This window comes from Pseudomonas sp. HT11, from assembly GCF_044875395.1.
Classification (GTDB): domain Bacteria; phylum Pseudomonadota; class Gammaproteobacteria; order Pseudomonadales; family Pseudomonadaceae; genus Aquipseudomonas.
In genome coordinates this window covers 1,984,775-2,010,458 of record NZ_CP173217.1, presented here as the reverse complement: position 1 = coordinate 2,010,458, position 25,684 = coordinate 1,984,775, and the positions used below count along the sequence as shown (strand labels likewise).

The following is a 25,684-nucleotide window of genomic DNA, read 5'->3' as shown; positions in this document are numbered from 1 at the left end:
ATTAAAGTTAACCATTCGGTCATTTTTGGTTGTTAGCGTGTCGCCCCTAATTCAATGACGGGGCAACAGAATGAGAACCTGGGATGAACCCAAGAAACGCAAGGCGCACATCGAGCTGATCCCGATGATCGACGTGATGATGTTCCTCCTGGTGTTTTTCGTACTGGTGAGTTTGAACGTGATTCCGGCACTTGGCATGAAGACTCAACTGCCCAGCGCCAGCAGCTCGCAGCAACTCAAGCCGCAGAACAAATTCATCCTCACCCTCGGCCTGCAAGGCCAGCTGCAACTCGACGGCAAGGACCTCACAGTCGATGCCCTGGTCCCTGCGCTGAAAGCCGCTGAAAAGCCGGATACCAAGTCGACCATCATCGTCAACAGCGACAAAGGCGTGGAAGTTGCGCGCCTGGTGGAAGTCATGGACACCCTGCGCCTGGGTGGCTTTACCTCCGTGTCCGTCGCCACGCGTAAGTCCTGATCATGTATGCCCTGTTTCGTGCGCGTCGGCTGCTGGGCAGTGTCCCGGCCCTGATCGCCCTGGTGCTGATTGCACTGGGTATCCAGTCCCAACCCCTGAAAATCCAGCCGCAGTACGACGAGTCGGCGGTTGAACTTGCCCTGGTCGAGCCCGAGCCCGAAGTGGTGCCCGAGCCCGTGGTGGAGCAGGAGCCACCGCCGCCGGTGATTGAGGATGAAGAGGCCGAACCGGCCCCGCCGCCACCACCGCCCAAACCCTTGCCAAAACCTGAACCCAAACCCAAGCCGGTGCCCAAACCCAAGCCGGTGGTCGCCGCCAAACCGACGCCAACGCCAGCGCCAGTGGCGCCGGTCGCCGCCAAGCCGGTACAGGCCGCCGTTGCGCCGACACCTGCGCCACCTGCCCCGCCGGCGCCACCCAAAGTAGATGGCCAGGCACTGGAAGGCGGCTACCTCAAAGGCCTGCGCAACGAGCTGGACACGTACAAGCAATACCCCACCGGGCGCCAGGCATCTCTCGAACGCCCCAGTGGCGAGGTGGTGGTCTGGTTGATGGTGGACCGACAAGGCCGCGTGCTCGATGCCGGGATCCAGACCCCGGCGCCGAGCATGCTGCTCAACCGAGCCGCTACCAATAGCCTGCGTCGCATCAAGCAGGTCAAGCCGTTCCCCGAACAAGCCTTCGGTGGACGTAACGAGCAACGCTTCACCGCCACCTTCAACTACAGCGTGCAATAAGCACCCGACACCAGGACGACAGTGATGAGGTTCACCCGTATTCATCTGGCACTCGTTGCCGCGACTAGCATGAGCCACGCAGTGGTCATGGCCGATACCAATGACAGTGACGTCGGCACGATTGGAATACAGGGGGGCAAGGCAACCGCGGGGGGCGGTTACATGGTCCAGGAAGAGAGCGCCAAGGGCCGCTCGACCATCACCAAGGAAGCGCTGGACAAGCAAACCGCCACCGGCAACGCCATCGACAAGCTCAAGTACACGCCGGGCCTGAACATTTCCAGCGAGGACAACACCGGTCTGTCGGGCTTTCGCTTCACCATGCGCGGCATGAACTCCGACCAGGTCGGCATGTCGGTCGACGGCATGCCGATCAACGACTCCGGCAACTACGCGCTGTATTCCAACCTGCTGGGCGATCCGGAAAACATCGACCAGATCTTCGTCACCCAGGGCTCGTCGGAAGCGGATGGCCCGCATATCGGTTCCAGCGGCGGCAACATCGGCATTGTGACCATCCGCCCGACCAAGGAAACCGGTGCGTTCGTCAAACAAGTGGTGGGCAGCAATGCCACGCGCAAGACCTTTGCGCGCCTCAACACCGGCGAAGTCAACGGCCTGAGCAACTGGCTATCGGCCTCGCACACCGAAGGCCAGATGTGGCGTGGCTCGGGCGCGGTGCGTGCGGACAAGGTGGAGTGGAACAGCTTTTTCGACGCCGGCAACGGCAACACCGCCAACCTGATCCTCAAGTACCACGAGCAGGACAACAACAGTTACAGCCAGCTGACCAAGGCGCAGTTCCAGCAGTTCGGCCGCAAATATGACCCGTACCCGGCCAAGCCGGCGCTGGGCGCCAACGGCAAGATCAGCAGCTACTACGACCTGGCGCAGAACCCGTTCCAGACCTTTACCGCCGTGCTCAACACCCAGTACAAGCTGAGCGACAACCTGGCGCTGTCGGTGATCCCGTATTACTACTACGGCAACGGCAGCGGCGTGGGCTCCTCCGCTTATGCGCTCAACAGCGGCTCGAACAAGGGCGGCGTTTTCGACCTCGGCAACCTGCCAACGCAGGCCCAGTACAACGCCGACGGTTCGTCCACCACGGGCGTCTACTACCGCCCTTCGCGCACACAGACCTGGCGCCCTGGCATCACCACCAAACTCAACTGGGACCTGGGTGATCACAGCCTGCAATTCGGCTACTGGTACGAACGCGCGCGCCAAAGCCAGACCCAGCCGTTCATTGCCCTCAAAAACAGCGGCAAGCCGAGCGACACCTGGCCGGATGGCGACTCGGTGGTCGATGCCAACGGCAATACCGTACAGGGCCGCGACCGCTACACCGTGACGCCGGCGCAAAAAGTCTGGGCCCAGGACACCTGGTACATCAATTCGGACTGGACCCTGATCGCCGGCCTTGCCTACATGAACGTCGAGCGTGAAGGCACCAACCACGGCAGCCTCACCGAGCAACCGGGCAAAGCTGACCAGACCTACAACAAGTTGCTGCCCAATGCCGGCCTGAAATACCAGCTCGACGAGCGTGATCAGTTGTTCTACAGCCTGTCGCGCAACATGCGCGTTCCGCAGAACTACGTGCTGTACGACAAAGGCGTCGGCTCGCTGGACTCCAAGCCGGAACTGAGCTGGAACCAGGAACTGGGCTGGCGCTACACCGGCGAAGACATGACCCTCGCCGCCACCTTGTTCTACATGCAGTTCAAGAACCGCCAGCTCACGTCCCTGGACAGCAACGGTGACTCGGCCGACATCAACGCCGGCACCGTGATCAACAAAGGCCTGGAATTGGAGTGGAGCGGCAAGCTGGCGCACAACTTCAATTACTACACCTCCTACACCTACACCAGCTCCAAGCAGCAGGACGACCTGACCGTCTTCAGCGCCGGCAGACCGATTGTGCTGCCCACCAGCGGCAAGCAGTTCGCCAACGTGCCGACCAACATGCTGGCGGCCAACGTCGGCTATGACGACGGGCGCTTCTACGGCACCTTCGGCGGCAAGTTCACCAGCAAACTTTATGGCGACCTGACCAACGACGAAGCCATCTCTGCGCGCACCATTTTCAACCTCGGCGCCGGTATCTACCTGCCCGTGGACAAGAAAGTCGTCAAGGACGCGACCCTGCGCCTGAACGTCGACAACCTGTTCGACAAGAAGTACCTGGACGGCGTGTACACCACCAAAACCAACGCGGCGAGCTACAGCGGTTTCCGCGATGGCGACCCGGCCTACATCGTTGGCCTGGACCGTACCGTCACTGTTTCCCTGGAAGCGAATTTCTAACTGCGAGGCTATAGATCATGGACATGAACCTGCTTCACGACATCACCTTTTATGTGATGTACGCCGCCATGGCGATTGCGATTTTCATCACCATCGAACGCGGCATTTACTTCGCCTACGTGCGCCGCCAGGCGCGGGCCTTGACCGAGGTGCTGGGCGCCAATGTGCACAGCGAGCGCGACTTGCCGCAAAGCCTGACCCGTCGCGACAGCCTGCCACTGAACATGGTGCTGTCGGTGCTGGCGCAAAAGGCTTCTCAGGGTTCGCGCAAGGACCTGGACGACGAAATCGAAACCCAGTACCTGAAGACCCGCGCGCCGCTGTCGCGCAGCCTGTGGATCATCGAGACCATCACCACCGCCGCGCCGCTGCTCGGCCTGTTGGGCACCATCCTGGGCATCATCGACACCTTCAAGGCGCTGGCCAGTGCCGGCGTATCCGACCCAGGCCAGATCTCCGGTGGCATCGGGACGGCGTTGTTCGCCACCGGCTTGGGTATCGCCATCGCGCTGTTCTGCGTGGTGTTCCACAACTTCTTCCAGGACAGCCTGGAGCGCATCAACGACCAGCTGAAAATCCTGCTGATCCGCGCCGCCACCGGTGCCCGCGTACACAATGAAGTGCCGCACCTGGTGCCCACGCCACTGCACAGCCGCACGGCGTGACCATTGGGCGGGCGCGCAATGCGCCCGCCATTCTTTTTGTCCGGTGAGACGTGTATGTCCCTATCGATGAAGTTGCGTATCGCAGGCCTCACTGGCTTGCTCCTCAGTCCGCTGGCCCAGGCGGACTTTTCAATTCCAGGCTTTGAACTGGTGCACACCGTGCCGGTGGATACCACGCTGGGCACGGCCGATTTGCGCCAGCCGGGGCCGGTGTGGATCGCGTTGTTTGATGGCGCAAAAAACAGCATTGATATCGGCCAGTTCTACGCCGCCGACCATCCCGGCTCGGTGATGGACAAGGTGATTGAGCACCTGGAAGCCGCTGGTAAACGTGGTGTGAAGATTCGCTTTTTGCTTGAGGAAAAAGGCCTTCGGCTGTCGGAGGCTTCTACCCTGGAGCGCTTGCGCGCAATTCCCAACCTAACCTTTCGCGTGCTCTCGTACGGGCAACTGAGCGGCGGGATTATCCACGCCAAGTACATGGTGGTGGACGGCAAGCAGGCGTTCATCGGCAGCCAGAATTTCGACTGGCGTTCGCTGGAACATATCCACGAGACCGGTTTGCGCATCAGTGATGCCACCGTGGTCAGCCAGGTGCAGGCGATCTTCAATCAGGACTGGCAGGCCCAGGCCGCGCTTGCAGATAAGCAAGCCGTGCCGCTGCCGGCTGCGGGCAAGGAGCCGGCACGCACCGGCAACTATCTGGTGGCCAGCCCGCAACGCTACAACCCGCCCGGCGTAGGCGATTCACAGCTGGAACTGCCGCGCCTGTTGAGCGAGGCCAAAAAAGAGGTGCGCGTGCAACTGCTCGACTACGCGCCGCTGTCCTACGGGCCGGACCGAACCCGCCCCTACTACGCGGTGATCGACAACGCCGTGCGCACCGCCGCCGCGCGTGGGGTGTCGATCAAGCTGATGGTGTCCAACTGGAACACCGACTCGCTGGAACTGCCCTACCTCAAAAGCCTGGCCGTGCTGCCCAACGTTGAGGTCAAAATCGTCACCCTGCCGCAGGCCAAGCAAGGGTTTATCCCTTACGCGCGAGTGATCCACAGCAAGACCATGGAAATTGACGGGCAAGTAGCATGGGTCGGCACCAGCAACTGGCTGGGCGGGTATCTGGATAACTCGCGCAACCTGGAAGTGGTGATGCATGACGCGTCGATGGCCAAGCGGGTGGGCGAGCTGCATGCGCAATTGTGGGATGGCCCGTATGCCAAGGCACTGGATATAGCGGCGCAGTACCCGGACCCGCATCCTGGCAAGCCTTGAGCTGAACTCGGTTTTTCCTGCGCAAAAAAACAATGTGGGAGCCGGCTTGCCCGCGATAGCTGAGTGTCAGTTAACGTAGGCGCTGGCTGACACACCGCCTTCGCGGGCAAGCCCGCTCCCACATTTGAATTTTGGTGGTTCAAATTGGAAGTGTTGATGCATGGGCAATTGTGGGATGGCCCGTATGCCAAGGCACTGGACGTAGCGGCGCAGTACCCGGACCCGCATCCTGGCAAGCCGTAAGCTGAACTCGGTTTTTCCTACGCAAAAAAACAATGTGGGAGCGGGCTTGCCCGCGATAGCGGCGTGTCAGTTAACGCAGGCGCTGGCAGACACACCGCCTTCGCGGGCAAGCCCGCTCCCACATTTGAATTTTGGTGGTTCAAATTGGAAGTGGTGATGCATGCGCAATTGTGGGATGGGCCGTATGCCAAGGCACTGGAGGTAGCAGCGCAGTACCCGGACCCGCATCCTGGCAAGCCTTGAGCTGAACTCGGTTCTTCCTGCGCAAAAAAACAATGTGGGAGCGGGCTTGCCCGCGATAGCTGAGTGTCAGTTAAAGCAGGCGCTGGCAGACACACCGCCTTCGCGGGCAAGCCCGCTCCCACATTTGATTTTTGGTGGCTCAAACTTGGAAGTGGTGATGCATTGGCAATTGTGGGATGGGCCGTATGCCAAGCCACTGGACGTAGCGGCGCAGTACCCGGACCCGCATCCTGGCAAGCCGTAAGCTGAACTCGGTTCTCCCTACGCAAAAAGAACAATGTGGGAGCGGGCTTGCCCGCGATAGCGGCGTGTCAGTCAACGTAGGCGCTGGCAGACACACCGCCTTCGCGGGCAAGCCCGCTCCCACATTTGATGCTTGGTGGCTCAACTACCGAGGTAGGACATTTCCCTCATCCGGGTCTCCCCTACCACTCCTTGGTGATGGTAGTGTGTGAAATTGTTTCTGACATTTCGATCAGAAATTTTCCCACTCCTCTTTTGCAAAGGAATGCCTCTAGTCATGCACTTCCCACTGAAAAAACTGGTGGCTGCCACCCTGTTCGCGGCCAGCTTCTCGGCCATTGCCACACCCGCATTCGCCAACATCAGCGCCGAACAAAGCGCGACCATTATCAAACATTTCAGCGAAACCCCAGCCACCGATTTCCGTGGTTTCCTCGGCACCCTGGCCAAGAGCGACCTGGCGAAAACCGATGACGTCGGCCCGGCCATCGACGCCTTCCTGGCCAACAAAACCCTGACCGCCGACCAGCAGAACGAAATCAACCGCCTGCTGGGTATTTACACCCGCGTTAAATACGGCAAAGCCGCGCTCGAAACCCTGCGCGAGCTGGTGGAAATTCCGACCTTCAATGTCGACGGCCTGCCGCAGTACAAAAACCCGGAATTCCTCAAGATCGCCGACAAGATCCAGAGCCTGGCCAAAGCCTTCAACCTGAACTTCCGCAACATCGACAACCGCGTGTACGAAATTTCGCTGGAAGGCAGCGGCGATGAAGTCGTCGGCATTCACGCCCACGCCGACGTGGTGCCAGTAACCCCGGAAAACTGGGTGCTCAAGGACGGTACCAAGCTCGACCCGTTCAAGGTCACGCTGATTGGCGATCGCATGTATGGCCGCGGCACCGAGGATGACAAAAACGGCATCGTGGTCGCCCTGTACGCCATGAAGGTGATCAAGGAAGAGAAGCTGCCGCTGGCGCGCAACTTCAAGCTGTTGGTGGACACCACTGAAGAAACCATGGGCGACGCGATCCCCTATTACTTCGAACACAACCCGGTGCCGCAATACAACCTGGCGCTGGATGGCGGCTACCCGGTCGTGATTGCCGAGAAAGGCAACGGCACCGTCATGGCGAGCTTCCCGGTGCGCAAAGGCACTGGCAAAGGCGCGGAAATTATCTCGATGACCGGCGGCATGGCCACCAACCAGATTCCGTCGGCCTCGGTCGCCACCCTGCTCAGCGACAAGCCTGCTGAACTGGCCGCCAGCCTGCAAAAAGCCGGTGCTGACTACGTCAAGCAAAATGGCGGCAATTTCGACGTAACGGCCAAGGTGGTCGGCAAAGAGGTCAAGTTGACGCTCACCGGTGTGTCGGCGCACTCCTCCGAGCCGGAAGCGGGCGTCAACCCGGTCGCACGCATGCTGGAGCTGATCCACAGCATTGACGGCAAGATCGCGCTGAAGCACAACCACATCACCGACGCTGCACACTATGCGGCTGACAACTGGGGCCTGGATTACCTGGGCGGCAAGTTGGGTGTGGGCTTCTCCGATGCGTTCATGGGGCCACTGACCACCTCGCTGACGTTTGTCGGCCAGGATGACAAAGCCTTCAAGCTGGCGGTGAACCTGCGCATCCCCAAAGGCAAATCGCCGGAGGTGCTCAAGACAGAAATCGAAGAGAAAATCAGCGCCTGGGACAAGCACACCAACGTGGCGATGAACGTCACCTACTCGGTGGCCGAGCCGATGTACCGCAACCCTGAAGGTGAGTGGGTCAAAGCCCTGCTGGCCGTGGCCAGCGAAAACCTCGGCATGGAGCACACGTTCGGCACGTCGGCCGGCGCTACCTCTGTACACGAACTGCCCAATGGCGTGCAATTCGGCCTGGCGAAGCCGGACGTGAAGTACACCGGGCACACCGATGGTGAGTTCAAGACCGTCGAGCAGTTCTTGCTGGACCTGCAGATCGTCACGGAAATGATGGGCCGTGTAGGGCAACTGCCGAAGCTCTGATAAGCCAAGGTAAACACCACAACGCCGATCAAGATTGATCGGCGTTGTGGTTAAACAGGCCTGGCTTGCGGCCTAAAACATATCCATCGCATTGCACAGCTTGGCCTTCTCCACCGGCACGTTCTCCGGTTTGCCCGTCGGGTTCAGGCGCTGCAACGCAATCAGGCACTGGCCACCGTCCAGCAGGATCAGTTCGTAATCTTGCCCGGCCTTGGGGGTGAAGTGAAAGCTCTGCCTGCAGCTATAGGCATTGCCGCCAGACACATAGCCCTCACTCTGGAAGTTCATGGCAAAAGGCTTGTTCGCCGGCACCTTCAGTTCGCTACGCGCCGAGCCTTGCGCCTCCACCCGGCGGTTGCTCTCGGGCATGCCCAGGCTGCGGCCATTATTCTGGCCCGCAAAGCCGGATTCGGACACGGCCATCACCCCGGCGCCAGGCACACGCCAGTCGATGCAATCACGGCCCGGCACACCGCGCGCCATGCCATTGGTGATCACGCGCAAGCGTGCGGTATCCCCTGCTGTGGGTTCAACATAGGGCGTGTTGTAAGCACGGATATTGGAAATATTGCCGCAGCCACTCACGGCCACGGCCAGGCCGGCTATCAGAAACGCTCTCATGGAAATCCTTTTTTTGAGGCCTAACGGCAGTGATAAGGGCTTTCGCTGCGCAGTTCTTCGCCGGTCCGGGCATCGCGAATGATCACCGTCGCCCCCGGCGCATTGAGGCAGAACGCATTGCGTATGGGGTAAATGTTATGGCCCTCGGCGGTGAACGTGCCGAGCTTGGTTAACGGGGCGCCGGAGGCGTCCTGAGCCGTCACGGTGTATTCACCCGACATGGTCAGACAGCCGCTTAGTAACAGCGCCAAGGTGGCGCAGATGGCATTTTTCACAGGTGATGTCCCTATCGTATTGAGTACAACGTGCCAAAACGAGCCAGAGACTCCCTTGGCCGGAAAAACACTTCCATTTCGCGTCTTTGTGAAATTTTCCTGCCGCGCATCAAGCACCAGAACGGCACTTGAGCAGCAAGAATCGCCTTGATGGCCAATGGCTGTATGAGCGGACAACGCTCACAAAGTTCATGCAAAACAGGGAAATGGCCTACCAGGCTTCGCAACCCGCGGCCATGGCGGGCTGCGCTGTAGCCCTTCAAGCCTCAAGCATCAGGATATCTTCAAAGAACCCGCCGACCGGCTCGGTGGGGTGGCAGAGCTGGATCTCCAGCACCCACACCATTTCACTCGGCGTGATCTCAAGCGCGGCCAATTCCTGGTTGCCGAACAAGGCGTGGGGGAAATCCGCAATACGGTGGCCGGCCAGGTTGCGCGACAACCGCCAGCCCTTGGAAACGGCCCGTTCCTCGGCAAAGTCATAGAGTTCACAGCCGGTCATGCCGCGCATCCAGGCCTCGCGGGTTTCATCGAACACTTCATGCAAGACCTTGAAGCAATCGCGGTGCAGCGCTGACTCGCCGAAGACGAAGGTGTCGCCATAGTCGCCCTCATAGCCGTCCCACACCGGGCCGAGGTCGACCACCACGATATCGGTGGCACGCAGCGTGCGCAGTGGGTCAATGCCTTCCCTGGGCGGGCGAACCGTGTCGTCGCCAAAACGAATGTACGTCGGGTGCCAGGTGTGGGAGGCACCCATGGCCTGCAATTGCGCGGCAGCCATGTCGAGGGCTTGCCCGGTGGTCATGCCGACTTTGAGCTGGCTGGCAATCGCTGCCAGGGCGCGGATGGTTTTTTCACGCGCGGCGAGCATGCCGTCCAGCGAGTACCGAGGGCCGACTTTTTCCCAGGTTTCATCCAGTCCATTGAGCAGCGTGTCGGCGCTCGACTGGCCACTGGGCACAAACGCTTCGGCGACAAAACGATGGCTCGGCAAACCCGCGTCCAGGCAATCGGCACGCGCCTGGCTGATCATGCCGCCGTTGCCGCAGGCATACACCTGAACCGCCTCCCAACGGTGCCCATGGCTGAGCGCCACTTCCTGCACCCTGCCCTGCGCCGCCAATACCGGGTGCCAGTGAAAACGCGGGTGGTCGATGACCGCCTGATCCAGAAATACGCGGTCGTAAAAGTCTGCCGCCTGCGCGCCGCCCCAGTAAAACGTCACCTCCACATCCTGCTTCAAAGCGCTCAGCAGGATCGGCTTGATACCCGCGTAGCCGGTGCCTGTGGCGAACAGCACCACAGGCGCATCGTCATCGTCCTGCCAGGTGCAGGCACCAAAAGGCCCCTCCAGCGTCAACAGATCGCCAGCCTCAAGGCTGTCCAGAAGGGTCTCGGAAAAAAGCCCGCCGCGCACCCGGCGAATCTGAAACACCAGGCGCCCATCGCCGTCGGCCGGCAGGTTGGCGATCGAGAAACAGCGCGAGTCGCCATCGCCCAGGCGGAACTTGAGGTACTGGCCCGGCCGCACGGCCAACGGCCTGTCCGGCATCACCACCAACTCAATGATGTCGGGGCTCAGGGCACGCTTGCTCAGCACCGTCGCCTCGACCACCAACGCAGGTGTGTCCAGCGACCAACCGGGAATCTCCAGGCGCATGTCGGCGCAGGCGTGGCTTTGGCACAAGAGCATTTCATTCGCTGCCAGCGGGTAGCACGGCGCGGGTGCGCCCGGCGCCAGCTGCTTGGCGCGGTAGTGGCCTTGCGTGACCACCACCTTGCACGAACCACAGGCGCCGCGCCGGCACGAGAACGGCACAGACAAGCCGCTGGCGAGCATCGCGTCCAGCAACAGCTCATCGCCGGCTTCAAAGGTTTTCCCCGAGGGGGCGAGTTCGATGACATGGCGTGTGTTCATAAGCACCTCGGGGTCAGTGAGGCTTGATTGTTGCGCTAGACTAGGCCCATTAAAACCTCCAGTTTTGGATACTTCACATGGTCCAGATGCGTAAATGGCGCCCACTGCTCAAGCTCGACGAGCGCACTCCCCAGGCGTCTTATCGCAAGATTGCCGAAGGCCTGGTGCAGGCCATCCTCGAAGGACGGCTGCCGCCCGGCACGCTGCTGCCGGGCACACGGGAAATGGCGCAGATACTCGATGTCAACCGCAAGACGGTGATCCTGGCTTACGAGGAAGCGTCGACCAAAGGCTGGCTGATCAGCGAGCCGCGCCGGGGCACGTTCGTCAATACGCAATTGGCACCCAAGCCCGCGTCCAGCCGCGCGCAGCACTCCTTTGCGCCACCACTGCTGGCGCAGCCAGTGGTGCCGTATTTCGAGCAGAATGCCCAAGTCATCGCCCTGCAGCATCGGCATGACGCGCTGTTTTTCGATAACGGTGCCTGCGACCACCGCTTACTGCCCCAGGCCGTTTTACACCGCTATTACCGCAATGCCCTGCGCAGCAGTTTTGCGTCCAACTCGGTGCGCTACGGCAGCGAGGGCACCGGCTATGAATTGCGTTGCGCGCTGGCAGAGATGCTGCGCAACAATCGCGGGCTGACAGTCAGCGCCGAGAATATTTGCCTCACGCCCGGCACTCAGGTGTCGCTGTACCTGACGGCCAGCCTGCTGATCAAACCCGGTGATGTGGTGTTGGTGGAACGCCTGAGTTACCCGCCGGCATGGGAAATTTTCCGCAAGCTCGGCGCGCATTTGATCACCGTCGATATGGACGATGAAGGCTGTCGCACGGACCACATCGAGCAGTTATGTCACGCACATGATGTAAGGATGATTTACCTCACGCCGCACCACCAGTTTCCCACCACGGTGAGCCTGCATGCGGCCCGTCGGCAACACCTGCTGGCGTTGGCGGCGCAGCACAATTTCTGCGTGATCGAAGAAGACTACGACCACGAATATCACTTCAACGGGCGGCCCTATTTGCCGCTGGCCAGTGATGGCGCGCAACGCCATGTGATCTACATCGGCTCGCTATCCAAGGCGTTGGGGTCGACGTTTCGCTGCAGTTATGTGGTGGCTCCGGCCAGCGTGATTGAGGTGCTGCAGAACAGCGCAGCACTGGTGGTAGGCGACACCGACGCGGTTGCACAAAAAATGCTCGCGGACCTGATCAATCAGGGGGAATTGAAGAAGCACCTGCGCCGTGTTTCGAAAGAATACGTGGCGCGTCGAGAGGTGCTGCACAGCTGTTTGCACAGCGCATTTGGCGATCGAATCCAGGTGCGAGAGCCAGAAGGCGGCCTGGCCCTCTGGGTTCGCTTCCAGGATGAAACCGACGTCGATCAGTTGCTCGCCACAGCCCGGGGCCAGGGCGTGGTGGTGCGCAGTGCGCGTCAGTTTTCACCGCTGAATGTGCCGGAAAATGCCCTGCGCCTGGGGTTCGCCTCGCTTGATCGGGATGAGATCCGGGAAGCCACACTGCGGTTGGCAAAGGTGATGAGCAGGCGTTGATCACACGCACGCATCGACACCCGCTAGAGCGCGCCATGGCCGCTGTTTTGAAGCCGGGCAAGATCGGGAAACTCGAGCAACAGCGCCCGATTGCCCCGACCGATATGCTCCATCACCGCCAGCGTGATGAACTCGCGCACCATCCCGCTCGAGACGTAATACATCGCCCAGGCTTGCTCGGGCGTGCAATGGCCGATCTGTTCTTCGATGTCTTTGTAGGCCTGGTATTCGTCCGGCTTCAAAACGTATGGGTCAGCCGCTAGGCGCATGATTTTTCTCCTCCCTGAAAACGCTGCGACAGCCCCTTGGTCTGCCGACGGATAACGCTGGGACGTTATGGCCCCATGCATACGCCGGCGCTGATCGACTTTCGTCGAGCGACTCCCCCATCATGTTTATGGAGCAATGCCTCGATGCGGCTCAGCAGTTGTTCTTGATTACCCAGTGACGTAAGGCTGTGGGTGCTTTGCGCCTCATAGGCCTCAACCATCTTTATCAGCGTCACTAATTGATAAGTGTCGGCTTTGGTTTTTTTGCAAATAGCCATGTAAGCCCTCTGCCAATAAAGATGAATACCCAGCGGGGTTACGTACCGCTCTTGACCTTGGTCCACACGCGCGTGCGGATTCGTTCCAACTTCAACGGTAGTGGCTCAAGCGGAACAAGGGTGGCAACCGTATTTTTGTCAGGATAAATCCACGGGTTGTCGCGCAGCTTCTGCTCGACGAACTCAGTGGCGTCCTTGTTAGCGTTCGGGTAAAGCGTGTGGTTCGAGCTCTTGGCAATCACTTGCGGTTCAAGCATGTAATTGATGAACGCCAGACCTTCCTTGGCATGGGGCGCATCTTTGAGCAGCACAAAGTTTTCCGACCACACCAACCCACCCTCACGCGGCAGGCTGTAGGCAATTTTGCGCCCGGTGTTGTTTTTCTCATTGATGGCCTGTGCCGTCAGCGCCCCGCTCGCCCAGCTCACGACCACACAAATATTGCCATCGGCAAAGTCGGCGTCGGTTCTGGATGAGTCGAAGTAGAGGATATAGGGACGGATTTTCAACAGCAGCGCCTGGGCTTTCTGGTAATCCTCAGGGTTCTGGCTGTTGCTCGGCAGGCCGAGGTAATTCAACGCGATCGAAATGACCTCGCTGGGCGAGTCGAGCATCGCCACGCCGCAGGACTTGAGCTTGCTGATGTTTTCTTCTTTAAAGATCAGGTCCCAGCTGTCCACCGGGGCGTTGTCACCCAGCGCGGCTTTGACTTTATCAACGTCATAGCCAATCCCGGTGGTGCCCCACAGGTAAGGCACGGCGTAGCGGTTGCCCGGATCATTCACCGAAAGCAGCGCCAACATCTCTGGGTCGATATGGGAGAAGTTGCTCAGTTGGTCGCGGTCCAGCGGTGCAAGCACGCCCGCCTTGATCAGGCCGGGCAAGACATTGGAGGTGGCGACAACCACGTCATAGCCCGTGCGCCCGGCCATGACTTTGCTCTGCATGATCTCGGCGCTGTCGAAGGCATCCACGTGCATGCGCGCGCCGGTTTTTTGCTCGAATTCCTTGGGCGTCTCTGGCGCGATCAACCCGAACCAGTTGTACAGATTCACCTGAGGTTGCGCCGCCGCTGCGGGCGCGCTGATACCCACACAGACAAGCGAGGCCAAAAAAATGGCTCGCAAATGTGATTGACTCATATAACTATCCTTGTCAAAAACGACAGGCCTTCATGGCCTGCATCCGCTGGGAGGTGAATATACCCGGCGTCGTCGAATAGTAAATACCTACAAGTACTTAGCTCGCGCCTATGAACGCCTAACCCTAAAGGGGTAGAACATGTCACTCGACCTTCATAACCTGGCCTGGCACCGATCGGCCGGCAAGCTGATCATGGAGCTCAATCGCCCGGCTTTCTGGAGCTCGCTGGTTCGCGTGTTGAATGAATATGTGCAGATCGACAACTGGGTTGTCCTGGTTTTCAGCGATCAACGAGTCAACGTCATCAGCTTTACTGAAGTGGCCGATGCCGAGGAGGTGGATGCCCTGACTCAGCGCTACCTCAAAGGGCTGTACCTGCTGGACCCGTTCTACATTGCCAACCGGGAAAACCCGCAGAGTGGCTTTTTCCACCTGTCAGACATAGCGCCGGAGCACTTTCTGACCACCGAGTATTACCATCAGTATTTCGCCCAGTACGTCTCGGTGGATGAGGTGCAGTACAACGTTCAGCTCGATGAGGACAGGACGCTGTGTATTTCATTTGGCAGTAACGTGCGCTACAGCCCGGAACAGATCACCACACTGGATATCATCAAGCCTTGGGTTTTGGCATTGATGCACCAGCGTATGTGCTTTGAGATCGACGTTGAAAAAAACCTCAATGAGACACCGCCCTGGTCGCAGGCAATTGTTCAACTGGGCAGCCAGATCACAACGCGTGAAAAGGACGTGCTCAAGTTGCTGTTGAGCGGGTTCTCCAACAAAGAAATCGCCGGCAAACTGTTCCTGTCGACAGAAACGGTGAAAGTGCACCGGCGCAACATTTACACCAAGCTGAACATCAAGTCCCAGTCCGAACTCTTTGCGCGTTTCTTCATGCCAAAACAGGACGTCTACGCGGTGAACTGAAGGCGCGGCCCTCAGCCCGCCGTGCCGAGAAATGGCAGCGCGAGGAACAGCTTGATCACCACCGCATTGGTGATGTCAATGAAAAACGCCCCCACCATCGGCACCACCAGAAAGGCAATCTGCGAGGGGCCGAAGCGTTGTGTCACCGCCTGCATATTGGCAATGGCGGTGGGTGTCGCGCCCAATCCGAAACCGCAATGCCCGGCCGCCAGCACCGCCGCATCGTAGTTGCTGCCCATCACCCGAAACGTTACGAAAATCGCGAACAGGGCCATCAACAGCGCCTGTGCAGCCAGCAGGATGACGATCGGCAACGCCAGCGCCGCCAGGTCCCAGAGCTTGAGCGACATCAAGGCAATCGCGAGGAACAACGACAGGCTGACGTTACCCAGCAGCGACACTTCGCGCTCAAACACCTGATGCCAACCCAGCGCCGACAAGCCATTGCGCAGCACCACGCCGACAAACAGCACGCAGACAAAGGTGGGCAACTCGAAGGCGGTGCCCTGGATGACACCACTCAGGCACGTGCCAACCTGCAAGCTGATCGCCAACAGGGCCAGGGTTTCGATAAAGGAAAACGAGGTGATCATGCGTTCCTGATCGGGGCGCTCAAAGCCTTTGGGCCGCCGCGGCTGCGAGTGTTCAACGCCAGGCACCTGGACGCGCTTGATCAACAGACGCGCGACCGGGCCGCCAATCAAGCCCCCCAGCACCAAACCAAAGGTCGCCGAAGCAATCGCCAGTTCAGACGCGGAGGCCACGCCGTACTTCTCACTGAACACCGCGCCCCATGCGGCGCCCGTGCCGTGCCCACCCGACAGGGTGATGGAGCCCGCCAGCAAGCCCATCAATGGATCAAGCCCCAGCGCCTTGGCCAACGCGATGCCCATGGCGTTTTGCACCACCAACAGGGCCGTCACGACCAGCAGGAAAATACCCAGCACGCGCCCGCCTCGCTTCAGGCTGGCGAAATCTGCGTTCAGGCCAATCGTGGCGAAAAACGCCAGCATCAATGGGGTTTGTAAGGATGTGTCGAAGCGAACTTCGACATCCGCCAGCGCACGCAACGCCAGCAGCAGAGCGGCAACCAACAGGCCGCCGGCTACTGGCTCCGGAATGCTGTAGGCACGTAGAAAGCCAATCCGGGCCACCAGCCAACGGCCCAATAAAAGCACCAGGGAGGCAGCGACCAGGGTTGAATAGAAATCGAGCTGAAGCATCTGGACAGTCCTTTGAAGTAAACAAGGAAAATGGGCTGGCCAGAGTAGAGACAGCGGAACAGGTACACAGCTACCCGACATTGATTACAGACTATTCCTACGCACATCAGCACATGGCCTACACGCGTGGTGTGTTTTGCAGGCAAAAAAGCGACACGAACAAAAACGCCGATCATCACTGATCGGCGTTTTCGTTAAATATGGAGCGGGAAACGAGACTCGAACTCGCGACCCCGACCTTGGCAAGGTCGTGCTCTACCAACTGAGCTATTCCCGCAAATGGCGTCCCCTAGGGGACTCGAACCCCTGTTACCGCCGTGAAAGGGCGGTGTCCTAGGCCACTAGACGAAGGGGACACGCTACTGAAACACATGGTGTGTATTTCAGTGCCCAGAGATTAAATCCGAAGATTATGCCCTGGTTTCACTCAGTGTCGCCCGAAGGCCACACTGCTTAAATTTGGAGCGGGAAACGAGACTCGAACTCGCGACCCCGACCTTGGCAAGGTCGTGCTCTACCAACTGAGCTATTCCCGCATATGGCGTCCCCTAGGGGACTCGAACCCCTGTTACCGCCGTGAAAGGGCGGTGTCCTAGGCCACTAGACGAAGGGGACACACGTACAACATTCACTCCCTACCGCGTTTCGCTGTGTGCTTTACGCTGTAAGTGGCGCGCATTCTATGGATGGATTGAAAGGTCGTCAACCCCCAAGGATAAATTTATTTAAATCAATGACTTCGCCCTGCTTTCCAGGCCTTTGCGGGCGTTGTGCCCGTCCGGGCTTTGACGCCTATATTCTGGCGCCCGACAAGGCGCTATAGTTCGCCCAGACAAATGATGGCAATGTGCATCCACGCAGGGAGCGCTTACCTATATAGAAGAAACTACCTGGGCAACTGGTCGAACAATCCTATCCGTCGGATGGCCCAGTCACTACACTCCACAGCAAACCCTATAAAGAGGTCACACCGGTGACACCACTCATGATCACCCTGCTGGTAATAGCCGGGATCGTAATACTGATCGCCATTGGCTACATGAACCACGTGGTGGAAAACAACAAGCTGGAAAAGCAGCGCACCGAAATCGAGCTTAACGATCGGCTGCGTCGTTGCGGTGAGATCACCGAGACGTTCCCCGGCCAGTTGATGACCCCGAAACTCAAACTGTTGCTGACTCGCCTGGAACTCAACGTCACCCAGCGCCTGTTGAACCTCAGAAAATCCAGCGCGCCGCTCAAGGCGCGGATCGCTGAGCTGAACGCGCTGATCGGCCAGGGCGAATCGATCCCGGTGGCCAACCCGCCCGCGCCGATCCAGACCGAAGCCAAGGCCAAGGACGTGCGTTTCCTGCTCGAGGCGCTGCACGGTCAAGTGACCCGTGCCGCCCAGGACGGTTTTTTGCCGACCAACGAAGCCAAGCACTGGATTAAGGAAATTCGCCATATCCTGGTGTTGCTGCACATTGAGTTCTTCAACAACCTGGGCCAGCACGCCCTGCAACAAGGCCAGCCTGGCCAGGCACGCCTGGCGTTCGAGCGTGGCGTGCAGTATTTGCGCAAACAGCCGGAGCCGGTGCTCTACAGTGCACAACTGCAATTGCTGGAATCGCAACTGGCCCGCGCCAACTCCACGGTGCTGACCAACAGCAAGCCGGCCGAAGACGAAGTCAACGAGCTGACCGAAGGCCTGAAAGTCGTCGACGCCGACGCCGAATGGAAGAAGAAAGTCATCTACGACTGATCCCCTGCCCCATGTGGCGACCTCGGGTCGCCACATGCCATCACTTTGCATCTATCCGCCCGCCCCCGACTAGCGTAAAAAAGTGCCCCTCACTCCGTGAAGTTAGAGGCCTGCTATGCCTGTTGCCGTGATTGATGGACAACCGCTGCACTATGTCGACCAGGGCACCGGCCCGGTCGTCCTGCTGGGTTCCAGTTACCTGTGGGACCGCGACATGTGGGCCCCGCAAATTGAAGCCCTGTCGCAACAGTACCGCGTGATCGTGCCGGAACTGTGGGGCCACGGTGAGTCCGGCCCGCTGCCGACGCAAACCCACTCCCTCGACGACCTCGCGCGCCAGGCCCTGGCGCTGCTGGATCAGCTGGATATCGCGCAAATCAATCTGGTCGGCCTGTCGGTCGGCGGCATGTGGGGCGCGCGCCTGGCGTTGCTGGCACCGGCGCGCATCAACAGCGTGGTGCTGATGGACACCTACCTGGGCGCCGAGCCCGACGCCACGCGCCAGTATTACTTCTCGTTGTTCAAGATGATCGAAGACGCCGGCGCCATCCCCGAGCCGTTGCTGGATGTGGTTGCACCGATTTTCTTCCGCCCTGGCATCGACCGCGAGTCAGCCCTGTATCAGGATTTTCGCAAGGCGCTGCAGGCCTTTTCCAAAGAGCGCCTGCTGAACAGCATCGTGCCACTGGGTCGCCTGATCTTCAGCCGCGAGAACATTCTGGACCAGTTGCCCCGCCTGGACTCGGACACCACGCTGGTGATGTGCGGCGAACAGGACAAACCGCGGCCGCCCGCCGAATCACAGGAAATGGCTGAACTGATTGGCTGCAGCCTCACGTTGATTCCCGACGCGGGGCATATCTCGGCCCGGGAAAACCCGGACTTCGTCAATGAAGCGCTGCTGACCTTCCTCGCCAACCACGCCTGATCGGCGCCCTGCCCTTTGATCGCGGCTCACCCGCTGCGATCAAAGGCGGAAATGCCCCACCATGCCCTTGAGCTCCGCCCCCAACTGCGCCAGCTGGATACTCGACGCGGCATTGCCCTGCATGCTCAACGCAGACTGATCGGCGCTCGCACGAATGCTGGTCACGCTGCGATTGATCTCTTCGGCTACCGAGCTTTGCTCCTCGGCTGCCGCGGCAATCTGCTGATTCATTTGCTGGATCAATGACACCGCCGCAGCAATGCTGCCCAACGCGCTCTCCGTTTCCAGCGCATCGCTGACCGCCAACTTCACCAGCTCGCCGCTCTGCTGGATCTGCTGCACCGACGACTGCGCCGCGCTGCGCAACGTACTGACCAGACGCTCGATTTCCTCGGTCGATTGCTGCGTGCGCTTGGCCAACGCCCGCACTTCATCGGCCACCACTGCAAACCCTCGGCCCTGCTCGCCGGCGCGGGCGGCTTCGATGGCGGCGTTAAGGGCCAGCAGATTGGTTTGCTCGGCCACGCTTTTGATCACGCCCAGTACCGTGCCGATATTCTGGATTTCCGCGCTCAGGCTTTCGATACTCGCGCTGGCACTGGTGCTGGAGGACGCGAGCAATTCAATCCGTTGCAGGCTCTGGCGCAACACTTGCTGACCGCTGTCGACCTTGTCATCGGCGGTCTGCGCGGCTTGCGCGGCCTCTTCGGCGTTACGCGCCACGTCGTGCACCGTGGCGGTCATCTGGTTCATCGCCGTGGCAACCTGTTCGGTCTCTTCCTTCTGGCTGCTGACCTCAACATTGGTCTGCTCAGTGACGCTGGACAGTGAATGCGCCGAACTGGCCAATTGTTCGATGCCCGCTTGCAGCCCGCTGACCATCTGGCTCAGGCCGCTGCCCATCTGCTGCATCGCCTGCATCAACTGGCCGATTTCATCGCGGCGGCTGACTTCCATCCGCCCGCTCAGGTCGCCGGACGCAATCTGCTGGGCCACGGCGATCACCGTGCGCAGCGGCGCCACGATCAACCGGGTAATCACCCACGCCGCGATCAAGCCCACCAGCAGCGCCAGGGCTGAGGAGCCGATGATCAACAACGCGCTTTTCTTCAATTGCGCCTGCATGGACTGGTCTTCGGCGTCGTACGCCTGGTTGACCCGGCTGACCACTTGGTCGGCGCGGTCATGCAACTGCTTGTAGACGACTTTTTCCTGGGCCAGCAGCCCGGTGTACTCGCCGAGTTTTTCGCTGAATGCCGCGATATGCCCGGAGACTTCATTGAGCACGGTCTGGTAACCCGCATCCTTGACCGAGGTTTTCAACTGCTCGACTTGCGCCAGGGCCTGGTCGGCCTGTTCGATCTTGCCTTGCTCGGCGTTGTCGGCATCGGCCTTGCGGCTCTGATCCAGGCGCACGCGCGCTTCATTCATGGCTTGCAACATCAGCCGCGAGACCTGGCTGACCTGCCCGGCCTGTTCGATAAACTCGGCGCCGTCCTTGCCCTGGCTTTCCTTGAGGCCATAGGCGCCATCGTCGGCCAGGCCGGCCTGCAGCACATCGAGGTTATTGGCCACACTGGACACCGACCAACTGGCCATTTCCAGCGCCAGGTCCTTGGTCTGGGTCAGTTCGACAAACTCGTCGAATGCCTTGCGATACGCCGCCAACGCCTGCTCGACATCGCCCATCACTGGCACATTCGTGGCTGACCGAGCCTTGAGGCTGGCGGCCATCGCCGCCAGTGCATCGACACTTTCATGCAGGGCATCGACGGACTTGGGGTCGGCGTGCAGCGCATAGTCCTGCTCGATCAGGCGCACCTTGAGCAACCCGCTGTTGAGCGATGACATGGCCTTCAGGCCTTCAAAACGCTGGCCAACGGTTTGCAGGGACCACACGCCAATGGCCGCCACCAGCGCCGTCAACAGCAGCACCAGAGCGAAACCCAAGCTCAGTTTCTTCGCCATACCGAGGTTGGCGAAACGTCGTTGCACGCCTGAAATCATTGCACTTGAATCCTCTTGCAATGGCAGATGCCATCGAGCCCGGTTTCCATGCAGCGAGATTCGCAACGACGAGCCAGCGGCACAAGACGTTGGCGCCACAATAATGGCAAAAAGCTACATGCCCGTCGTTTTCAGAATGGTCGAGGTCGATCTGGCAGGCCCCATGGCACGGAACAACGCCAGCGCCCGCTGATCAGCAGCATAGGCCACGTTGATGCGCAGCCAGTCGCTGTGTTCGCCCTTGGGATTGAACAGCGCCCCTGGCGACAACAACACACCGTTCCGTCGGGCGCAGGCCAGCAAGCGTGAATGATCGCCCCTGCCGGGCCGGGCCCACACAAACAGGCCCCCGGCGGGCACGGCGAACACCTCCCACTCCTCGTCCTCCAGCACCTGCAGGGTCGCGGCCATTTGTGTGTTCAAGCGCTTGCGCAGGCGCTGCACCCACTTACGGTAGGTGCCATTGGCCAGCAGCGTGGCCAGCACCGCCTCGGCAAACCGCGACGTGCCGATGCCTGTCAGCGTTTTGAGCGTCACCATTGGCGCAATAATCGCCGCGCTGGCGCTCAGATACCCCACGCGCAGGGCACTGCTGAGGGTCTTGGAGAAACTTGAGATATAAATCACCCGACCGTCATGGGCCAGCGCCGACAGCCGTGTGCAACTGGCGTGCTGCAAGTCGCCGTAGACGTCCTCCTCGACAATCAGGAAGTCTTCGCTGCTCGCCAATTGCAGCAGGCGCTCGGCCACGGCGCGGCACAGGCTGGTGCCGGTCGGATTGTGATACAGGCAGTTGATGAACAGGCACTTGGGGCGATGGCTTTTCAGCAACGTCTCCAACACCGGGATATCCGGGCCGCCCAGCGTGCGCGGGACGTGCAGCAGCGTGACGCCGTGGCGCTCCAACTGACGGTAGAGGTTGGCATACCCGGGCGTCTCGACCACCACCGTATCGCCAGCCTTGAGCAACGTCCGTATGAGCAGGTCCTGTGCATGGCTGGCGCCATGGGTGGTGAGGATGCAGTCGAGGCTGCTGGGCACTTTCATCTGTGTCAGGCGCTTGAGCAGTTGCTCACGCAGTGCCGGCAACCCCAGCGGCGTGCTGTAGTTGAACAACCCGGCGGTGTCGGTGCGGCTGACTTCGCGTATGGCGTAACAAATGTCATCGCTTTCACGCCAGGCGTCCGGCAGCCAGCCGCAGCCCAGTTTCAACTCGCCCAACGGGCCATCGACGTAGGCGCCCCAGCCCAGCTCGGCGCCTTCATACCAGTGGCTTTCAAGGGAAACCGGCGGCTGGGCCACTACAAACCCCGAGCCCTGTTTTGCCACCAACACCCCCTGCGCCACCATTCGCTCAAAGGCTTCGATGACGCTGGATTGACTGAGCAGGTTGTCGAGGGCCAATTGCCGGATGGACGGCAAGCGCGTGCCCGGGCTTGCCCCGCTCGTGCGAATCCATTGCGCCACCGCGCTGACGATTTGCTGCACCACCGGTACAAGGGCCTGTCGATCGATGCCTAAATCCATGAGCCACTCACTTCAACTGTCTGTTATTCAACCCCAAACAGTTAAGCACAGAAGCCGGGTTCGACCTGTCGCCGAAATTTATTAAAGTATTGATTTTATTGGATTATTTACCTACTGATACACATTCTGACGAGGCCTTGTGCCAGCCCTGGAAACGCCCCACAGCGCCCCTGGCCTTTTCGAATATGCAGTGGCGCCGAGTCCTAGATGGCCGTCGCGCCACCGTCCACCGCCAACGCCTGGCCCGTGGTGAACGCGGCACCGTCGCTGCACAGGTACAGCACCGCACTGGCGATTTCCTCGACTTTGCCGATGCGCCCGACCGGGTGCATGGCGGCGGCAAACTCAGCCTTGCGCGGGTCGGCTTCATAGGCACGCCGGAACATGTCGGTGTCGATCACCGCAGGGCACACCGCATTCACGCGGACTTTCTTTTTCGCGTACTCGATGGCCGCCGATTTGGTCAGGCCGATCACGGCATGTTTGGACGCCGCATAAATGCTCATCTTCGGCGCTGCCCCCAACCCCGCCACCGAAGCGGTGTTGACGATCGCTCCGCCGCCTTGGGCCAGCAGCAGCGGCAATTGGTGTTTCATGCACAGCCACACGCCCTTGACGTTAACGCCCATGATCGCGTCGAACTCATCCAGGCTGCCGTCGGCCAGCTTGCCCTTCTCGATCTCGATCCCGGCATTGTTGAAGGCGTAGTCCAGCCGACCATAGGCGGCGACAGTCTGCGCCATCAACTGCTGCACATCGGCTTCCAGCGTGACGTTGCAGCGCACAAACAACGCCTCGCCGCCCGCCTGTTGAATCAGCGCAACGGTGCTCTCGCCGCCCGCCACGTCCAGGTCGGCAACCACCACTTTCAAGCCTTCGGCGGCAAATGCCAGCGCGGTGGCACGGCCAATACCGGCGGCGGCGCCGGTGACCAGGGCGACCTGGCCGGAAAACGTCATGCTCATGGGGATGTCCTGTGGGGAAAATAGCCGTGGGCCGAGTCTAGCCAACCGCAGGACGGGCGCGTCAGCACTATCAGAAGGCCGGTTGGCTGTGTATGAATCGCAGTGATAAGGCCACCAGCCTCACTATCAACCAGGCCTATCGGCGGGCATTCGCGCCTCTCGCGCAACCTTGCTCTCAGGCCGTTAGAGGTCTATCACTTGGGGTTCATTTCTAAAGAGTCCTTTGCCATGACTGCCCAGACCAACCGCCAGTTCCTGCTCGCCAAACGCCCGGTCGGCGCGGCGACACGGGAGACCTTCACCTACCAGGAAGTGCCGGTGGGCACGCCAGGGGATGGGCAAGTGCTGGTGCACAACGAATACCTGTCCCTGGACCCGGCCATGCGTGGCTGGATGAACGAGGGCAAGTCCTACATTCCGCCCGTCGGCATTGGTGAAGTGATGCGCGCGCTGGGCGTGGGCAAGGTGATTGCGTCGAACAACCCGAAATTTGCAGTGGGTGACTACGTCAACGGCGCGCTGGGCGTGCAGGATTACTTCCTCGGCGAGCCGCGCGGCTTCTACAAGGTGGACCCCAAACTCGCGCCGCTGCCGCGCTACCTGTCCGCCCTCGGCATGACGGGCATGACCGCCTACTTCGCCCTGCTCGACACGGGCGCGCCCAAGGCCGGCGAAACCGTGGTGATCTCCGGCGCCGCCGGGGCGGTGGGCAGCATTGCCGGGCAAATTGCCAAGATCAAAGGCTGCCGCGTGGTCGGCATCGCCGGCGGCGCCGACAAGTGCAAATTCCTCGTGGATGAATTGGGCTTCGACGCAGCCATCGACTACAAAAGCGAAGACGTGCCAGCCGCCCTCAAGCGCGAATGCCCTAAAGGCGTGGACGTGTATTTCGATAACGTCGGCGGCGACATCCTCGACGCCGTACTCAGCCGCCTCGCGTTAAAGGCGCGGGTGGTGATTTGCGGTGCCATCAGCCAGTACAACAATAAAGAAGCCGTGAAAGGCCCGGCCAACTACTTGTCGTTGCTGGTCAACCGCGCGCGGATGGAAGGCTTTGTGGTGATGGACCATGCCGCGAACTTTGCCGCGGCCGGGCAGGAGATGGCCGGCTGGATGGCGCAGGGCAAGCTCAAGAGCAAGGAGGATATTGTCGAGGGGCTGGAGACGTTCCCGGAAACGCTGATGAAGCTGTTCAACGGCGAGAACTTCGGGAAGTTGGTGCTGAAAGTCAGCTGACCACTGTGGATCGAAATGTGGGAGCGGGCTTGCTCGCGAATACGGTGTATCAGACACACATCCGGTGACTGACACTCCGCTTTCGCGAGCAAGCCCGCTCCCACATTTTAGCTCAGCGATATTCAGGCGATTTCGGCGACCACTGCCGCCAAGGCTTTCGCCGGGTCCGCCGCCTGGCTGATCGGGCGACCGATCACCAGGTAGTCCGAACCCGCATCCAGTGCCTGACGCGGCGTCAGAATGCGCCGCTGGTCATCCTGGGCACTGCCCGCCGGGCGAATGCCTGGAGTGACCAGTTGCAGCGACGGGTGAGCGGTCTTCAAGGCCTGGGCTTCCAGCGCCGAGCACACCAGACCATCAAGACCTGCCTTCTGCGCCAGCGCCGCCAAGCGCAATACCTGCTCCTGAGGCTCGATATCCAGGCCGATGCCGGCCAGGTCCTCGCGCTCCATGCTGGTCAGCACGGTCACACCAATGAGCAGCGGTTTCGGGCCGCTGCGCTGTTCCAGCACTTCACGGCAGGCCGTCATCATGCGCAGGCCGCCGGAGCAGTGCACATTGACCATCCACACGCCCATTTCAGCCGCGGCCTTGACTGCCATGGCGGTGGTGTTGGGGATGTCATGGAATTTCAGGTCGAGGAACACTTCGAAGCCTTTGTCACGCAGGGTGCCGACAATTTCGGCGGCGCAACTGGTGAACAGTTCCTTGCCGACCTTGACCCGGCAAAGCTTGGGGTCCAACTGGTCAGCCAGCTTCAGTGCGGCGTCACGAGTGGGGTAATCCAGGGCGACGATGATAGGAGTCTGGCAGACGGACATTGGAATGGGCTCTCAGGCAAGTCGAAATC

Annotated in this window: 22 protein-coding genes, 4 tRNA genes and 1 pseudogene; 11 read left to right on the top strand and 16 right to left on the bottom strand. The window is 60.3% G+C overall.

The genetic code is table 11. The features are described from left to right. Positions 1–70 precede the first annotated feature (70 nt). The 6 genes from ABWL43_RS09195 to ABWL43_RS09170 all read left to right on the top strand — a co-directional run bounded on the left by ABWL43_RS09195 (position 71) and on the right by ABWL43_RS09170 (position 8,208). Positions 71–478: an ExbD/TolR family protein gene (locus tag ABWL43_RS09195; protein ID WP_404487467.1), complete on the top strand. Its 408-nt coding sequence runs from the start codon at positions 71–73 to the stop codon at positions 476–478. Between the two features lie 2 nt (positions 479–480). After that, a complete protein-coding gene (locus tag ABWL43_RS09190) occupies positions 481–1,215 on the top strand; it encodes an energy transducer TonB (protein ID WP_119735549.1) in 735 nt (244 codons plus the stop codon). 24 nt (positions 1,216–1,239) lie between these two features. Next, positions 1,240–3,525 (top strand): TonB-dependent receptor, encoded by a 2,286-nt coding sequence (locus tag ABWL43_RS09185; protein WP_404487466.1) that lies wholly within the window; start codon positions 1,240–1,242, stop codon positions 3,523–3,525. A 17-nt stretch (positions 3,526–3,542) separates the two neighbouring features. Then, positions 3,543–4,190 carry a MotA/TolQ/ExbB proton channel family protein gene (locus ABWL43_RS09180; RefSeq protein ID WP_404487465.1) on the top strand — a complete coding sequence of 216 codons (648 nt, stop codon included), beginning with the start codon at positions 3,543–3,545 and terminating at the stop codon, positions 4,188–4,190. Positions 4,191–4,244: 54 nt separating this feature from the next. Continuing rightward, positions 4,245–5,462, top strand: coding sequence for a phospholipase D-like domain-containing protein (locus ABWL43_RS09175; RefSeq protein WP_404487464.1), 1,218 nt, complete (start codon positions 4,245–4,247; stop codon positions 5,460–5,462). Between the two features lie 1,006 nt (positions 5,463–6,468). Continuing rightward, positions 6,469–8,208 carry a dipeptidase gene (locus ABWL43_RS09170; protein WP_404487463.1) on the top strand — a complete coding sequence of 580 codons (1,740 nt, stop codon included), beginning with the start codon at positions 6,469–6,471 and terminating at the stop codon, positions 8,206–8,208. 72 nt (positions 8,209–8,280) lie between these two features. Here the strand turns inward: ABWL43_RS09170 and ABWL43_RS09165 are convergent, their stop codons facing one another. The 3 genes from ABWL43_RS09165 to ABWL43_RS09155 all read right to left on the bottom strand — a co-directional run bounded on the left by ABWL43_RS09165 (position 8,281) and on the right by ABWL43_RS09155 (position 11,025). Then, positions 8,281–8,829 carry a hypothetical protein gene (locus ABWL43_RS09165; protein WP_262206878.1) on the bottom strand — a complete coding sequence of 183 codons (549 nt, stop codon included), beginning with the start codon at positions 8,827–8,829 and terminating at the stop codon, positions 8,281–8,283. Positions 8,830–8,849: 20 nt separating this feature from the next. Continuing rightward, positions 8,850–9,104, bottom strand: coding sequence for a hypothetical protein (locus ABWL43_RS09160; protein WP_404487462.1), 255 nt, complete (start codon positions 9,102–9,104; stop codon positions 8,850–8,852). 259 nt (positions 9,105–9,363) lie between these two features. Then, complete coding sequence (locus ABWL43_RS09155) at positions 9,364–11,025, bottom strand: M24 family metallopeptidase (protein WP_404487461.1); 1,662 nt, start codon at positions 11,023–11,025, stop codon at positions 9,364–9,366. 77 nt (positions 11,026–11,102) lie between these two features. On the opposite strand from ABWL43_RS09155, the gene ABWL43_RS09150 reads away from it, so the two are divergent. Continuing rightward, a complete protein-coding gene (locus tag ABWL43_RS09150) occupies positions 11,103–12,584 on the top strand; it encodes a PLP-dependent aminotransferase family protein (protein WP_404487460.1) in 1,482 nt (493 codons plus the stop codon). A gap of 23 nt (positions 12,585–12,607) precedes the next feature. Here the strand turns inward: ABWL43_RS09150 and ABWL43_RS09145 are convergent, their stop codons facing one another. From ABWL43_RS09145 to ABWL43_RS09135, 3 genes are all read right to left on the bottom strand, one after another. Further along, complete coding sequence (locus ABWL43_RS09145) at positions 12,608–12,853, bottom strand: hypothetical protein (protein WP_404487459.1); 246 nt, start codon at positions 12,851–12,853, stop codon at positions 12,608–12,610. A 65-nt stretch (positions 12,854–12,918) separates the two neighbouring features. Next, positions 12,919–13,131 carry a hypothetical protein gene (locus tag ABWL43_RS09140; protein ID WP_404487458.1) on the bottom strand — a complete coding sequence of 71 codons (213 nt, stop codon included), beginning with the start codon at positions 13,129–13,131 and terminating at the stop codon, positions 12,919–12,921. Positions 13,132–13,169: 38 nt separating this feature from the next. Then, positions 13,170–14,273: an extracellular solute-binding protein gene (locus ABWL43_RS09135; RefSeq protein ID WP_404487457.1), complete on the bottom strand. Its 1,104-nt coding sequence runs from the start codon at positions 14,271–14,273 to the stop codon at positions 13,170–13,172. A gap of 139 nt (positions 14,274–14,412) precedes the next feature. On the opposite strand from ABWL43_RS09135, the gene ABWL43_RS09130 reads away from it, so the two are divergent. Beyond that, positions 14,413–15,204, top strand: coding sequence for a LuxR C-terminal-related transcriptional regulator (locus ABWL43_RS09130; protein WP_404487456.1), 792 nt, complete (start codon positions 14,413–14,415; stop codon positions 15,202–15,204). A gap of 11 nt (positions 15,205–15,215) precedes the next feature. Here ABWL43_RS09130 and gltS read toward each other — a convergent pair whose 3' ends face one another. From gltS to ABWL43_RS09105, 5 genes are all read right to left on the bottom strand, one after another. Next, complete coding sequence (gene gltS, locus ABWL43_RS09125) at positions 15,216–16,427, bottom strand: sodium/glutamate symporter (protein ID WP_145166081.1); 1,212 nt, start codon at positions 16,425–16,427, stop codon at positions 15,216–15,218. 201 nt (positions 16,428–16,628) lie between these two features. Then, positions 16,629–16,704: transfer RNA gene (locus ABWL43_RS09120), tRNA-Gly, on the bottom strand. A gap of 3 nt (positions 16,705–16,707) precedes the next feature. Beyond that, positions 16,708–16,783 (bottom strand) — tRNA-Glu (locus ABWL43_RS09115). Between the two features lie 104 nt (positions 16,784–16,887). Continuing rightward, a tRNA-Gly gene (locus tag ABWL43_RS09110) sits at positions 16,888–16,963 on the bottom strand. A 3-nt stretch (positions 16,964–16,966) separates the two neighbouring features. Continuing rightward, positions 16,967–17,042, bottom strand: a tRNA-Glu gene (locus tag ABWL43_RS09105). Between the two features lie 358 nt (positions 17,043–17,400). Between ABWL43_RS09105 and ABWL43_RS09100 the strand changes: the two genes are divergently transcribed. Beyond that, positions 17,401–18,171, top strand: coding sequence for a hypothetical protein (locus ABWL43_RS09100; protein ID WP_370004417.1), 771 nt, complete (start codon positions 17,401–17,403; stop codon positions 18,169–18,171). Positions 18,172–18,286: 115 nt separating this feature from the next. Then, positions 18,287–19,099 (top strand): alpha/beta fold hydrolase, encoded by an 813-nt coding sequence (locus ABWL43_RS09095; protein ID WP_404487455.1) that lies wholly within the window; start codon positions 18,287–18,289, stop codon positions 19,097–19,099. A gap of 39 nt (positions 19,100–19,138) precedes the next feature. Here the strand turns inward: ABWL43_RS09095 and ABWL43_RS09090 are convergent, their stop codons facing one another. From ABWL43_RS09090 to ABWL43_RS09075, 4 genes and pseudogenes are all read right to left on the bottom strand, one after another. Further along, positions 19,139–19,981: a methyl-accepting chemotaxis protein gene (locus ABWL43_RS09090; protein ID WP_370004739.1), complete on the bottom strand. Its 843-nt coding sequence runs from the start codon at positions 19,979–19,981 to the stop codon at positions 19,139–19,141. A gap of 18 nt (positions 19,982–19,999) precedes the next feature. Then, positions 20,000–20,224 (bottom strand): annotated as a pseudogene (locus ABWL43_RS09085) (HAMP domain-containing protein); the annotation flags it as partial. Between the two features lie 996 nt (positions 20,225–21,220). Then, complete coding sequence (locus ABWL43_RS09080; RefSeq protein ID WP_404487454.1) at positions 21,221–22,633, bottom strand: PLP-dependent aminotransferase family protein; 1,413 nt, start codon at positions 22,631–22,633, stop codon at positions 21,221–21,223. A 203-nt stretch (positions 22,634–22,836) separates the two neighbouring features. After that, positions 22,837–23,598, bottom strand: coding sequence for an SDR family oxidoreductase (locus ABWL43_RS09075; protein WP_262206902.1), 762 nt, complete (start codon positions 23,596–23,598; stop codon positions 22,837–22,839). A 228-nt stretch (positions 23,599–23,826) separates the two neighbouring features. Here ABWL43_RS09075 and ABWL43_RS09070 point away from each other — a divergent pair, with 228 nt between their 5' ends. Then, complete coding sequence (locus tag ABWL43_RS09070) at positions 23,827–24,834, top strand: NADP-dependent oxidoreductase (RefSeq protein ID WP_262206904.1); 1,008 nt, start codon at positions 23,827–23,829, stop codon at positions 24,832–24,834. Positions 24,835–24,956: 122 nt separating this feature from the next. Here the strand turns inward: ABWL43_RS09070 and pyrF are convergent, their stop codons facing one another. Then, positions 24,957–25,655, bottom strand: a complete 699-nt coding sequence (gene pyrF, locus ABWL43_RS09065) for an orotidine-5'-phosphate decarboxylase (RefSeq protein ID WP_017734306.1) — start codon at positions 25,653–25,655, stop codon at positions 24,957–24,959. Positions 25,656–25,684: the final 29 nt, after the last annotated feature.